Here is a 13,088-nt window from a genome sequence, read left to right on the forward strand (position 1 = left end):
TTTGCTCAAGAAATTTCGGCCCCTTCGGGGTTTTCAAGCAACAGGGCAATGCCCTGCCCGCCGCCCACGCATGCGGATGCAATGCCGTAACGCAGGCCCGCGCGCTGCATTTCACGCGCGACGGTGACCGTCAGGCGGACACCGGTGACCGCCAGCGGGTGACCCATCGCGATGGCGCCGCCATTGACATTGAGCTTGCGCAGATCGAGGTTCAGTTCACGCGCCACTGCCAGCGTTTGCGCGCCCTGGGCTTCGTTGATCTCGAAGCGGCCGATCTGGTCCAGCTTCAGGCCGCAGCGCTCCAGCAGCAGGCGAATCGCCGGCGCGGGGCCTATGCCCATGATTTCGGGTGGCACCCCCACCACCGCGGCAGCCACGACACGTGCCAGCGGTTTTTTTCCATGCGCCTTCACGTACTCGCCCGAAGCCACCACGGCAGCAGCTGCCGCATCCACCAGCGCTGCACTGTTGCCGCCGGTCTGCACCCCGCCGGCGTGAACCACCCGGAGTTTGGCCAGCACCTCGACAGGAGACAAGCGTGCGTGGGTGTCCTGTGCGACTTCCGTGACTTTGCCCTGCAGGCGTATGCCGCGCTTGGCGTAGCCGGCGAGTTCAAATTCTTCCGTGACCACCGGCACAATTTCACCGGCGTGAAAACCTGCCTCGCGGGCCGCCACGGCTTTGGCAAACGAGCTGGAGGCAAATTCATCGACGGCTTCCCGCGTGATGCCGTATTTCTTCGCGAGGTTTTCCGCGGTCTGGATCATGTCGATGCCGGCGGCGGAGTCCTTCAGGGCCTCCCACATGAAGTCCTTGAAGCCGACGGGCGCGCCCAGCTTGAAACCGGTGCGGTGTTCGAAGGCGGCGATCGGGTTGCGCGTCATGCTCTCGGCGCCGACGACCAGCGCCACGCTGGCGGCACCGCTCTGGATCTGCTCGCCGGCCTGGCGGAACAATTCAAAGCCGGTACCGCAGATGCGCTGCACCATGATGGCCGGCACCTCCACGGGAACGCCGGCGTAAAGGCCGATATGACGTGGCAGCATGAACTGCTCAAAATCACCGGGAGCCATGTTGCCGGCAAGCACCGAATCGACATCGCCGCCACTGACACCCGAGCGCTGGAGCACGGCGCGTGCCGCCTTGATGCCGAGGTCGGTGGGCGATATATGGCCAATGGCGCCGCAGTAGTCGACCATGGGCGTGCGGATGCCGTCGAGCATCCAGACGTCTTGGAAAGCGGAGAAAAATCCTTTGGGTTGCATGGTGTTTGTGCGTCGGGTTTTATGGTGCGGGTTTGACAATGGGGTGCGCCGTGTCATCGTGCAGGGCCACCACCAAAGCTTCACGGTGCGTCAGCACGGCGCGCTGGTTGATGGAGCCTTTGTCGGTGACTTCACCCTTGTCGAATGAGGGCGGCTCATGCATCAGGTGCAGGCGCCGGATGCAGCTGGCGCTGCCGGTCGCGCCCTCTGCGAGCTTGTTCATCATCTCCTGAAAGTGCGCCACTACCTGCGGGCTTTCGACGGCCTGGCGCAGCGGCGCATCGGGCGGTAGTCCGGCCAGTGCGCGCACGGCGGGTGTCGGAAACACCAGCGCGCCCACTTCCTTGAGGTTGATGCCCGTGAGTACCACGTCCTGCACGTAAGGCGCTCCCGCAGCGACGATCTTTGCACGCAGCGGGCCCACGCTGACAAAGGTGCCCGTGGCCAGTTTGAAGTCCTCGGCGATGCGCCCGTCGAACTTGAGCCCGAGGTGAATGTTGCCCTCATCAATCCATTTGACGGCGTCGCCGGTACAAAAGAAGCCTTCTTCGTCAAAGGCTGCTGCCGTCTCCTGCGGTGCGCGCCAGTAGCCGGGCGTGATGTTGGGGCCCTTGTAGCGCACCTCGGTTTTGCCGTCGGTGTCCACCAGCTTGAGCTCGATGCCGGGCGCGGGTACGCCGAGGTCGCCGGCTTTCACGTTGGGGTTGGTCACGAAGATGGCAAACGGCGCGGACTCGGTCATGCCCAGGCCGGTCGCCATGACAATGCGCTCGCCCACTTCTTTTTCTTCGGACTCGTACAGGCTGTCCCACACGGGTTGGGCCAGCGCAGCGCCGGCATAAAAAAACATCTTCACGCGCGACAGCAGGTTGCGCCGCAGCTCTGCGTCCGTTTTCATGGCGCTGGCGATGGCCTCAAAGCCGGTGGGCACGTTGAAGTACACCGTGGGGGCAATCTCGCGCAGGTTGCGCAGGGTTTCGTGCATCAGCGCCGGGGTCGGCTTGCCGTCGTCGATGTAGAGCGTTCCGCCATGGAACACCACCATGCCGAAGTTGTGGTTGCCGCCGAAGGTGTGGTTCCAGGGGAGCCAGTCGACCAGCACCGGTGGCTCGTCCTGCAGCACCGGCATGGATTGCGCCATTTGCTGCTGGTTGGCACACCACATGCGCTGGGTATTGATCACCGCCTTGGGCATCTTGGTGGAGCCGCTGGTGAACAGGAATTTCACGATCGTGTCCGGCCCCGTGGCCTGCATGGCGCGGCCTACGGCATCCGTGGCCGGCGTTGCAGCCAGTTCGGCAAACGCCGTGGTGGCGCGCCCTTCGACCTGCCCGGTGGCCAACACCACCTCGACGTCGTCGCCGATGGCTGCGTTGATGGCCCTGGCGTAGCGCGCGCCGTCGGCGGCAAACACCAGGCCCGGCGTCACGGTCTTGAGCACGTGGCGCAGCTTGTCGTAGTCCTGGCTGACCAGACTGTAGGGCGGAGACGTCGGCACAAAAGGCACGCCGGCCAGCATGCAACCCAGCGCCAGCAGCGCATGCTCCAGATCGTTTTCCGACAGGATGACCACCGGGCGTTCGGCACTCAGGCCCCGGTCAATCAGCCCCTGCGCGATGTTGCGGGCCGAGACCCAAGCTTCGGCATAAGTTATGTGCCGCCAGTCGCCGGTTTTACCGCCTTCCAGTTTTTCGCGCCGCGCCATGAAGCTGCGGCCTGGGACCGTCAGCGCCCAATGCTGCAGGCGGTCGGTGATACGGGTCGGGAAGGCTTGCAGGTCCTGGTCTGCGCGCAGGTAGCGCACGCCGGGTACGCCGTCGCGCAGGACCACACGGGTCACGCCAAAGGCCATGGGACGAAATTTCGGGGCGCTCATGGTTGTCTCTTCTGTTCTGTCTTCTGTCTGCTGTCTCTTTTCTGGATGTCTCTCTTGCCTGCCCGCCCGGCCTGGTCAGCCCTTCTGGACCTTGCGGGCCTTGCCGTCCAGGAAGTCTTTCACGCGGCTCTTGGCTTCGGGTGCGCTTTGCGCCACTGCGGCCATCAGGGCCTCGGTGAAGAACCCCTGGTCTGCCGGTTGCTCGGCAATGCGCGGCAACGCATGCATGAGGGCGTAGTTGGTCAGCGGTGCGTTTTCTGCCACGCGAGTGGCCAGTTCAAGGGCTTTGGTGAAAGCCTGGCCCTCGGGAACCAGGTATTGCGCGATGCCTATGCGCTCACCGTCCACCGCGTTGTAGACACGGCCGGTCAGCATCATGTCGGTCATCCGTGCGGCGCCGATCAGCCGCGGGATGCGCACCGCACCGCCACCACCGACAAAGATGCCGCGCGAGCCTTCGGGCAGCGCGTAGAAGGCGCTTTCGTCGGCAACCCGGATATGGCAGGCACTTGCCAGCTCCAGGCCACCACCGACCACGGCACCGTGCAGGGCCGCGATCACGGGCACCGGGCCGTACTGCACCCGCTCCAGCGCTGCGTGCCACATGCGCGAATGGTGCAGGCCCTGGCTGGCGTCACGCTCCTTGAGTTCGCTCAGGTCAAGGCCCGCGCAGAAGTGGTCACCCTCGCCGCAAAGCACGGCGGCTTTTGTTTCGGGAGGAAGGCTTTCGAACAGGTTCCGCAGTGCCAGGATCAGGGCATCACCCAGGGCGTTGCGTTTGGCAGGACGCGCCAGGCGGACCACGGCGACATTGCCGTGCATTTCGAGATGAAGGTATTTTGGGGTCATGTGAAGTGTGTTTCCGGAAGCCAATTATGGTTATGAATAATAACTATTACAACGTGATTAAGCCTTTTTTTTCTAGTGAAAACCCTAGGGCGTGCCAAGGCATGTTTGCGCGGCGGACCAACCGGCCCCGCAAGGCAATCCGCAGGAGGAAACACTGGGTGAAGGATGACCTTCCCCGCAGGGGATGGAGAAAAATGGGTCGCCCGGCAGACGGCGATTCGGCACACCGGGGGTGTGCCACTGCTGACGCTGGTGCGCTTGTGGTCAGTCAGTTACGCTGCGGCACAGCCTGGGGCCGGCAACAGCCGGCAAAGGCCTGGTTCAAATATTGAGCCACTTCAGCAGCTCGCGCATGCGGGCTTCCGACGTGATGTCGAACTGCTCGATGCCGATACGCTTGAGCACGTCCTTGCCGGCATCGCTGGCGGGCAGCGCCAGCAATTCCTCCTGGATCGCCTTGAGCTGTTCGGGCTTGACGCGTTTATGGGCTACCAGCGGGAAGTAGGGCTGCGCCACGCTCTTGTGCAAAATACGGCCGCCCTCTTTTTCCCATTTCTTGGCAATGCCTGAGTAAGAGGCGACACCACCCACATCGGCGAATTTGTTGTCGAGGTAAAAGCCGACAGCCGCCTGTTCGCGCACGAACTGCACGTTTTCCTTGTCCACCAGGATGCCTTTGTCCCTGAGCTCTGCGGCACAGAAGCGGGACATATAGGCAATCTGCTCGGGCAAGGCAATCCGCTTGCCCTTGACGTCGTCGATGGTCTTGAGGGCCGAGCCCTTGGGCGCAATGATGAAGCACTGCCCGTCGGGCTTGGTGCTGGCGATATAGCTGTAGCCGTAGTCGCGCATGCCGCGCGCCGGGTAGTCGCTCGGGCGCGCCATCACCAGGTCGAAGCGGCCGGTCTGCATGCCTTCTTCCAGCTGCTTGAACTCGCGCGCAAACACCACGCTGACCTTGGCCTTCATGGCCTTGCCGATCACCTCGGCCAGCCCTTGGTATTTGGCAATCACCTGGGCGTGGTCCAACCCGCCCGAGCTTCCTTCGCTGATGCCCAGTATTAGTTGCTGGGCCTGCGCCTGGGCATTGGCAGTGCCCATACAAAACGCGCCGAACCCCAACACCAAGGCCCCTGACATGCAATTCCACCGCATAAGTCCCTCCTTATATATAAAGCTCACGCATGCTACTGCGTGCGTCCTGCGCTGGCTAGCGCAATTTACCCCCGGTCCGTTTTCCGGCAGTCTTTATGCCCCGGGGGAGCATCCTGCGTTCGCACACCGATGACACAATGCGGACCACGCCGGAAACAGCCGGTGTCGCATTGACATCATGAAACACCTGACCACCCTTTCGATCGCCCTCCTGCTGGGCGTGCTGTCTGCCTGTAGCCCGGCGCCGCGCGCCAGCCAGGACCCGCTGTCGATTGCCCGCGCTCCGGTGGCCGCGGCCATCAACGACTACCAGCGTTGCGCCCAAAGCGCCTTGCAGCCGCTGAAAGACAACCCGGAGCAGTCCGTGTTTGTGCTCGCCGATGCCGCACTGGCGGCCTGCGATGCCGGCCTGGAGCAGGTGCGACGCAGCATCCTGGCGGACAACGCAGGCCACCCGTATGTGGCTGCGTTTGCTGAAGAGGCCAGCGCCAACATCCGCATTCGCACCCGCAACATACTGGCGCACAGCCTGAACCGTGCGCGGGAAGCGCAACCACAACCGGCGAAATAAACCGGCCGCCGGCCCTGCGCCGGCCTATCGCAAGCTCTTCACGAAGCGCGGCGTGTTCGGGGCAAGAACACCGCAGAACCGGCTTTGCCGGGCTGCAGGTGTTGCCACCCTGAGGGGGGTTCCGGCTACACGCAGTGAGCCGAGACAGGGGTCTACAAGTTATCGCAGGCCCTTCACATAGCGCGGCGCGTTCGGGTCGCGCTGGCGGCGCTCCCGCGGCGACTCGCCCTCGCCGAAGATGGCACCGAATGTCGACTCGATAAAACCTGATTCAGGATAGACCTCTTCCTCGGTATCGATGGACCGGGCGCTCTGGCGGTCGGGCACTGGCGCCGGGGCAAGCACCGGCTGGCTGCGCTCCTTCACCACCTCGGACACCAACTGCACCAGCGGCACGCGTGCCTTGGGCTCGGGGGTGGCCATGATTTCTTCCAGCCGGTCGGCCCACACCGCCAGGTCCACGTGGCCATCCTCGGCGGCTTTTTCCCGCGCAAAACGCGCTATTTCGGCGGCGTATTCCTGGTTACCGGCCATCCACTCGGTGTCGGTCACGCGGCCGGTTTTGCGGCGCAACAGCACATGCAGGTGGGCCGCAACGGCAATTTTTTCACTGGAGGGCATGGTGCGCAATCCTTGAAAGTGGAGTCCGTTGTTTGTCAGTTACGTGCCCAACCGCTCGGCGTGCTGGGTGATGTCCAGGCCGTCGCTCTCGGCGGCTTCGCTGACGCGCAGGCTGACGATCAGCGAGGTGACCCACAAGGCCAGCGCCGTCATGAACAGGCTGTAGAGCATGACGGCGCCTGCGCCTATCGCCTGGGTCATCAGGCTGCCCTCGACACCGGAGATGGCCTTGCTGGCAAAAATGCCGGTCAGCAGCGAACCCACAATGCCGCCCACGCCGTGCACGCCGAACACGTCCAGCGAATCGTCGGCGTTGAGCAGGCGCTTGAGGCCCGTGGCGCCCCAGTAGCAGGCCACGCCGGCCACCAGGCCAAACACCAGGGCCGCGCGCGGCGAGACAAAGCCCGCCGCCGGCGTGATGGCGACCAGCCCGGCGACCAGGCCCGAGCACAGTCCCAGCAGGGAAGGACGCCCGCGAACAATCCATTCGGCCGCCATCCACGAGAGAGCGCCCGCGGCCGCCGCGATGTGCGTGACGGCCATCGCGAGGCCGGCCCGGCCGTCGGAGGCCACGGCGGAGCCGGCGTTAAAGCCAAACCAGCCGACCCACAGCATGCCGGCACCGGCCATGGTCAGACCCAGGTTGAAAGGCGTAAACGGTTCACGGCCATAGCCGTGGCGCGGCCCGAGCGCGTAGGCACAGACCAGCCCGGCAATGCCGGCATTGATGTGCACGACCGAGCCGCCGGCAAAGTCCAGCGCGCCCATGCGCGCCAGCCAGCCATTGGGCTCCCAGACCCAGTGGGCAATGGGTGCGTAGACGACGACGGTCCACAGCGACATGAACACCAGCATCGCGGAGAACCGCATGCGTTCCACAAACGAGCCGACCACCAGCGCGGCCGTGATGATGGCGAAGGTCAGCTGGAACATGGCGTAGACCGACTCGGGAATGTTGGGCGCAATATGGCTCACGGCCACCTTCTGCGCGTCCTTCACGTAGTCCAGCCCGGTGAACCAGAGCCGCTCGGGACCACCCAGATAGTGCCCAAGCGCACCTTTGCCGGGCGTGAAGGCGATGGAGTAGCCCACCGCAAACCAGAGCAGGCTGACAACGGCACAGATGGCGACAACGCAGGCCATGACATTGAGCACGCTTTTCCTGCGCACCATGCCGCCGTAGAAAAGGGCGATGCCGGGCAGGGTCATGAGCAATACCAGTGCGGTGGAGGTCATCATCCAGGCGGTGTCGGCACCATTGAGGGTCTCCACGCCGACCAGTCCCGGTTGGGTCAGCGGCGCCGGGGCGGCCGCTGCAGGCGGCGCAGAGGCCGCAGCCACCGGTGCGGCGGGAGGAGCAGGAACAGCGGCCGGTGCGGGGGACGGTGCGACTTCCGGAGCGCTGGCAGTGACTGCTGGCGGCGCCACCGCCGGGGGAGCCGTGGTCTGTGCCAGGGCTTGCTGGCATGCCAGGCCCAAGCATAAAGACATACCCAAGGCCAGAAATCTGTTCATATGCATACGGTGCCCGCCTGTTCAATCAACCAACAATTGGTAACAACAGGCATAAGTCGTGCCAATACCGCAGTAGCTCGTGTGATGGGACTGCAACGGAAAATATGTACTGCAAAAGTGCGCAAACGATTGGCGTGGTGCCCCAAAAACATCCACAGAACCAGCGGCCGCCCAAAGCCCGGGGCCGGGAAACCCCCAATGCACTGGGACAGTGCGCCCGCTATATTGGATGACTTGCTGACGAGCCTTGCTGCTCGCAACGCGAGGAGCCGAGGAGACACGAGAGAGTCATTAAGAAGTACACAAGCAAAGCGGCATTCCACAAGAGATGCAGATTTGCAAAAAGCGCTGGCAACCCCAGCGCTTTTTTTATGCCTCCGCCCTGACGGGGCCCAACCCTCAAAAACCCTCGCAGCCATTGACTGTCGGGCGCAAGCAGCTATCTATTTGATAGCAATGAGTCTGTTCAATGCGATGGGACAATCCGGGCCATGGAATTATTCATCGTCTCGTTGGCCTCCCTGCTCGCCGGTTTTGTGGACTCTATCGTCGGGGGCGGCGGGCTGATCCTGGTGCCGGCCCTGTTTGCGGTTTTCCCCACCACCCATCCTGCCACCCTGTTTGGGGTGAACAAGGGGGCCTCGGTCTGGGGCACCGCGGTTGCCACGGCCCAATATGCCCGTCGGGTGGAGCTTCGCTGGGCGGCACTGTTGCCGGCGGCGGCCGCCGGGTTCACCGGCTCGCTGGCGGGCGCCTGGCTGGTCACCGTCATCTCGCCGGGCTTTTTGCGCAAGACCCTGCCCTTTGTGCTGCTGGCGGTGTTGCTCTATACGCTGGCCAGGAAGGAGCTGGGCCGCCACCATACGCCCCGCTTTACCGGGCATGCCGAAACCGCGGCGGCCTGCTGCATCGGGCTGGTGCTGGGGTTTTACGACGGCTTCTTCGGTCCGGGCACCGGCAGCTTTTTTGTATTTTTATTTGTGCGCTGGCTGGGTTATGACTTTTTGAACGCGTCGGCTTCGGCCAAGCTGCTCAACACCGCCACCAACCTCGCAGCGCTGGCGCTCTTTGCCTGGAAGGGCCATGTCTGGTGGCATTTCGCCCTCACGATGGCCGTGGCCAACGTGGCGGGCAGCCTGCTGGGCACCCGCCTGGCCCTCAAACATGGGGCCGGGTTTGTGCGCGGGGTGTTTATCGCCGTGGTCAGCTCGCTGATCCTGAAAACCGGTTTTGACGCATTTGCGCGCTGACTGTGCGCAGGCCGTTTGCTATTGATTTAATAGCTGCTTGCGCATGTGCTGTATGGGTTTCCGGCAAATTTGGCTTGAAATCCGGCCATCACCGTTTAATGACCAAATTGGCGCCCGGCCCAATAGGGGCATGCGCAAGCAGCTATCAAATCGATAGCGACGGCCGGCTTAATCGGGGTTGATGCCCGCTGCCGCCATGGGCGGCGGCAGCTTGCTGAGCGCCTCCGCAATCGCCGCCGTCCTGGCTTTGGCGGCAGCGGCAGCCGCGGCGTTCGTGGGGCCGGGGGAAGCGCCTGCTGCGCCGGCCGACAGCTGGCCGGCCACGTCGGCGGCCTGGCGCGGCTTGCCGATGGGCGCTGCCGCCAGCCCCTTCTGCACCGCCACCATGTCTTCCTCGCTCGGGTACTGGCCCAGCAGCACATAGTCAAAAACACGCCGTGCAATCGGCGCCGCCACCCCGGCGCCCCAGCCGGCGTTTTCCACGATCACTGCCAGCGCGATCTTGGGGTCTTCCGCCGGCGCAAACGCCATGTAAACAGCGTGGTCGCGCTGGTACTCTTCCATCTTGCTGCTGTTGTACTTGTCTTTCTGGCCGATGGTGACCGCCTGCGCCGTGCCGGTTTTGCCGCCGCTCAGGTAACCCGCGCCGGCAAACACGCGTGCCGAGGTGCCTTCCTGGGTGACGCCAACCAGGGCCTTGCGCACGATCGCGATGTTTTCAGCCTTGTAGCCCAGGTTTTCCGGCGCATCGGCCGGCAGCGGGTGCATCACGCGCGTCACCGGGTCCTGCGTGCCGATCACCAGCCGCGGCCGGTGCTTGACGCCGTTGTTGGCCAGCACGGCCGTGGCCTGCGCCAGCTGCAGCATGGTGAAGGTGTTGTAGCCCTGCCCGATACCCAGTGAGATGGTTTCGCCGGGGTACCACTTCTGGTGCTCCGGCCTTTTATAGGCTTTGCGTTTCCAGGCCTGGCTGGGCAGCACGCCCGTGACTTCACCGCTGATATCGATGCCGGTGATCTGCCCAAAGCCCAGCGGCTGCATGAAGTCGTGCATGGCGTCCACGCCGAGTTCGTTGGCCAGCGAATAGAAGTACACGTTGCTCGACTTCACGATGGCGCGGTACATGTCCACCGCCCCCAGCGCAATGTCGCCGTGGCTGCGGAAGACGTGGCCGCCGAAACTCCAGGAGGCGTTGTCGTTGACGATGAAGCTGGCGGAGCGCTTTCCGGTTTCCAGCGCCGCCATGGCCATGAAGGGCTTGTAGGTGGAGCCCGGCGGGTAGGTGCCGCGCAGCGCGCGGTTGAGCAGGGGCTTGTCCAGCGAATCCCGCAGGTATTGCCAGCTCTCCGTGTCGATGCCGTCCACGAACAGGTTGGGATCGAAAGTCGGCTTGCTGACAAACGCCAGCACGTCGCCGGTCTTCGGGTCCATGGCCACCAGCGCGCCGCGCCGGTCGCCGAACATGTCTTCCACCAGCTTCTGCAGGCGGATGTCCAGCGACAGCATGACGGTGTTGCCGGGCGTGGCCGGGTTGCTGGCGAGTTTGCGCATGGCGCGGCCGCCCGCCGAGGTCTCGACCTGCTCGACGCCGGTGGTGCCGTGCAGCTGCTGCTCAAAACTCTGCTCGACGCCGAGCTTGCCGATGTAGTCGGTGCCGCGGTAGTTGCCTTCGTCTTCGCTGCCTTCAATGATTTCTTTTTCCGCCTGGTTGATGCGGCCGATGTAGCCCACCACGTGGCTGCCCAGCTCGCCATAGGGGTAGCTGCGAAACAGCCTGGCCTTGATGTCAACACCCGGAAAACGGAAACGCTGCGCCGCAAACCGGGCGACTTCCTCGTCGGTCAGGCGCGTGCGTATGGGCAGCGATTCAAAACTTTTGGATTCTTCGCGCAACCGCTTGAAACGCCGCTTGTCGCGCACCTGGATGTCGACCACCTTTTCCAGCGCGGCAATGGTTTCTTCCAGGTTGTCGACCTTGGAAGGCGTGATCTCCAGCGTGTAGGCCGAATAGTTGGTGGCCAGCACAACGCCATTGCGGTCCAGGATCAACCCCCGGTTGGGCACGATGGGCACGATGGCCGTCCGGTTGCTTTCGGCCTGCTCGTTCAGGTCGGCATGGCGGTACACCTGCAAATACACCAGCCGCGCCGCCAGCAGAGAAAAAGCACACAGCACCGCAAAGCTGGCCACCAGCACCCGCGCACGAAAGCGCGACAAATCCGCTTCAACGTTGCGAAGTTCAGTCATGACACTCTGACCCTGCAACCGCCAGAAAGTGCCCACAACAAAGAGGCGATGCGAAGCGAGCCGAAAAAGGCCAATCCGAGCCGCGGAACTGGCTTTGCCAGGCCGCAGGCGGGGCGGCCCCCGAGGGGCTGGAGCCCGCGGCTCCAAGCCTGCCTGCGCAGGCTTGGACGGGCGATAGAGGCGAAGCGTCTCGCGAGCCGCGGCCTGCAAGGCCTCGGGAACACACGAAGTGAGTGACCGTGGGGGCCATATCTAGAGTGGCCGGTTCTGGTCGGGATCGGGTGCACGGCGCTGCGGCACCAGCAGCAGCACGCTTACCACCGGCCACAAAACGGCCTCAATCAGCGGCGCCAGCAGCATGATCCAGCCCGGGAAAATGCCGCCGCCGATCATGCGGATCACCAGCTCCACACCATGCGCCACCGCAAACAGCGGCAGTACCTGCAAGGCCTGCGACGGTACCGTGAACCAGAGCAGGCGGCGATGGATCATCGTGGCAAAAAAGCTCAGCGCCGTATAGGACAGCGCATGCTGGCCCAGCAGTGAGGACTGGTGCACGTCCATGCCCAGACCGAACATGAAAGCCACGCCGATGCCGACACGCAGCGGCTGGTGCACGTTCCAGAACACCAGCACCAGGGCCAGGAAATCGGGCATCCACGGCACGCGGCCCAGGGGCAGCATGTCCAGCAGCAGCGCCGCGATCAGGCTGCACCAGATGAAGACGGGATTGGCCGGCAGCAGCAGCTGCTGGCCCGATCGCATGATCATTTCGAAGCCCCCTTCTTTTTGGGTGCAGGTTCGGGCGTGTCGTCGGGCCGTGGCGGGATCTGGCCGGTGCCGGGCTTGACCACGATAACGTGCCGCGCACCCGTCACGAGCGCCTGCGGTGTGCAGAAAATTTTTGCGAACGCCGATTCCGCGCGCCGCTCGATGCGGCTGATTTTGGCCACCGGCAGGCCGGCCGGGTAGACGCCGTCGACGCCGCTGGTGGTCAGCAGGTCGCCTTGCTGCACATCGGAGTTGCTGCCCATGAAGCGCAGCTCCAGGCCGCTGCCCGAAACGGTCGGGTCGCCATAGGCCACGCTGCGCGCGCCGGTGCGCACATTGAGCACCGGAATCGCCAGGTCGCGGTCGACCAGCAAGGTCACTTCGCTGACCAGCGGATGCACGCGGGTGACTTGACCCAGCACGCCAGACTCGTCCAGCACCGGCGAGCCCAGGTCAACGCCCTGCGCCATGCCTTTGTCGATGATCACCTTGCGGGTGTAAGGGTCCGCTGCGTCATACAGCACCTCGGCAGCCATCACCGGCGTGCCGAGCTGTTCACGCAGGCCCATGAGCTTGCGCAGGCGGTTGTTCTCCTGCGTGAGCTGCTCGACCTGGCCGGCGCGCAGCGACTGGAGCGCGAGCTTGCGGCCGGCTTCTTCGCTGCTGGTTTTGGCCTGATTGAGGGTGGTGAAATATTCACCGCTGCTTTTGACAGCGCGCACCGGTTGCAGCGCCAGCCATTGCACCGGATACAAGGCCGTAGCCAGCGCGGCGCGCACCGGTTGGGTAATGCGAAAACGCGTGTCGGCCACCATCAGGAACAGCGACAGCGCGCTGAAAAACACCAGCTTGGACAGCGCCGAAGGCCCCTGTTTGAAAAAGGGCGGCGGGGATCTGTCGAGGGTTCCTAAAGGCATGGTTCGCTGTCAGGCTGGCCCCGCTTCATGCCCGGCGTGCAGCATGAAGTG

At 64.0% G+C, this 13,088-nt stretch carries 11 protein-coding genes; 2 read left to right on the forward strand and 9 right to left on the reverse strand.

Annotated features, from left to right (window positions below; translation table 11 throughout):
* Positions 1–5: 5 nt before the first annotated feature.
* The 4 genes from ACXJKE_RS16585 to ACXJKE_RS16600 all read right to left on the reverse strand — a co-directional run bounded on the left by ACXJKE_RS16585 (position 6) and on the right by ACXJKE_RS16600 (position 5,091).
* A complete protein-coding gene (locus ACXJKE_RS16585) occupies positions 6–1,265 on the reverse strand; it encodes a thiolase family protein (RefSeq protein WP_457281695.1) in 1,260 nt (419 codons plus the stop codon).
* 19 nt (positions 1,266–1,284) lie between these two features.
* Positions 1,285–3,141, reverse strand: a complete 1,857-nt coding sequence (locus ACXJKE_RS16590) for a feruloyl-CoA synthase (RefSeq protein WP_457281696.1) — start codon at positions 3,139–3,141, stop codon at positions 1,285–1,287.
* A gap of 75 nt (positions 3,142–3,216) precedes the next feature.
* Positions 3,217–3,990 (reverse strand): crotonase/enoyl-CoA hydratase family protein, encoded by a 774-nt coding sequence (locus tag ACXJKE_RS16595; RefSeq protein WP_457281697.1) that lies wholly within the window; start codon positions 3,988–3,990, stop codon positions 3,217–3,219.
* Between the two features lie 321 nt (positions 3,991–4,311).
* The gene (locus ACXJKE_RS16600) at positions 4,312–5,091 is read right to left on the reverse strand and encodes a phosphate/phosphite/phosphonate ABC transporter substrate-binding protein (protein WP_457281698.1); all 780 of its coding nucleotides are present in this window, start codon (positions 5,089–5,091) and stop codon (positions 4,312–4,314) included.
* 232 nt (positions 5,092–5,323) lie between these two features.
* Here ACXJKE_RS16600 and ACXJKE_RS16605 point away from each other — a divergent pair, with 232 nt between their 5' ends.
* Positions 5,324–5,716 carry a hypothetical protein gene (locus ACXJKE_RS16605; protein WP_457281699.1) on the forward strand — a complete coding sequence of 131 codons (393 nt, stop codon included), beginning with the start codon at positions 5,324–5,326 and terminating at the stop codon, positions 5,714–5,716.
* 159 nt (positions 5,717–5,875) lie between these two features.
* Here ACXJKE_RS16605 and ACXJKE_RS16610 read toward each other — a convergent pair whose 3' ends face one another.
* Positions 5,876–6,337, reverse strand: coding sequence for a hypothetical protein (locus tag ACXJKE_RS16610; protein WP_457281700.1), 462 nt, complete (start codon positions 6,335–6,337; stop codon positions 5,876–5,878).
* Between the two features lie 39 nt (positions 6,338–6,376).
* Positions 6,377–7,828, reverse strand: a complete 1,452-nt coding sequence (locus ACXJKE_RS16615; protein ID WP_457281701.1) for an ammonium transporter — start codon at positions 7,826–7,828, stop codon at positions 6,377–6,379.
* 515 nt (positions 7,829–8,343) lie between these two features.
* Here ACXJKE_RS16615 and ACXJKE_RS16620 point away from each other — a divergent pair.
* Positions 8,344–9,102 (forward strand): sulfite exporter TauE/SafE family protein, encoded by a 759-nt coding sequence (locus tag ACXJKE_RS16620; RefSeq protein ID WP_457281702.1) that lies wholly within the window; start codon positions 8,344–8,346, stop codon positions 9,100–9,102.
* 168 nt (positions 9,103–9,270) lie between these two features.
* Here the strand turns inward: ACXJKE_RS16620 and mrdA are convergent, their stop codons facing one another.
* The 3 genes from mrdA to mreC all read right to left on the reverse strand — a co-directional run bounded on the left by mrdA (position 9,271) and on the right by mreC (position 13,037).
* Positions 9,271–11,349 (reverse strand): penicillin-binding protein 2, encoded by a 2,079-nt coding sequence (gene mrdA, locus ACXJKE_RS16625; protein ID WP_457281703.1) that lies wholly within the window; start codon positions 11,347–11,349, stop codon positions 9,271–9,273.
* Between the two features lie 252 nt (positions 11,350–11,601).
* A complete protein-coding gene (gene mreD, locus ACXJKE_RS16630; protein WP_457281704.1) occupies positions 11,602–12,120 on the reverse strand; it encodes a rod shape-determining protein MreD in 519 nt (172 codons plus the stop codon).
* Positions 12,117–13,037, reverse strand: a complete 921-nt coding sequence (mreC, locus tag ACXJKE_RS16635; protein WP_457281705.1) for a rod shape-determining protein MreC — start codon at positions 13,035–13,037, stop codon at positions 12,117–12,119. The genes mreD and mreC overlap by 4 nt, the downstream gene beginning before the upstream one ends.
* Positions 13,038–13,088: the final 51 nt, after the last annotated feature.

The sequence above is a fragment of the Polaromonas sp. P5_D5 genome, from assembly GCF_054049435.1.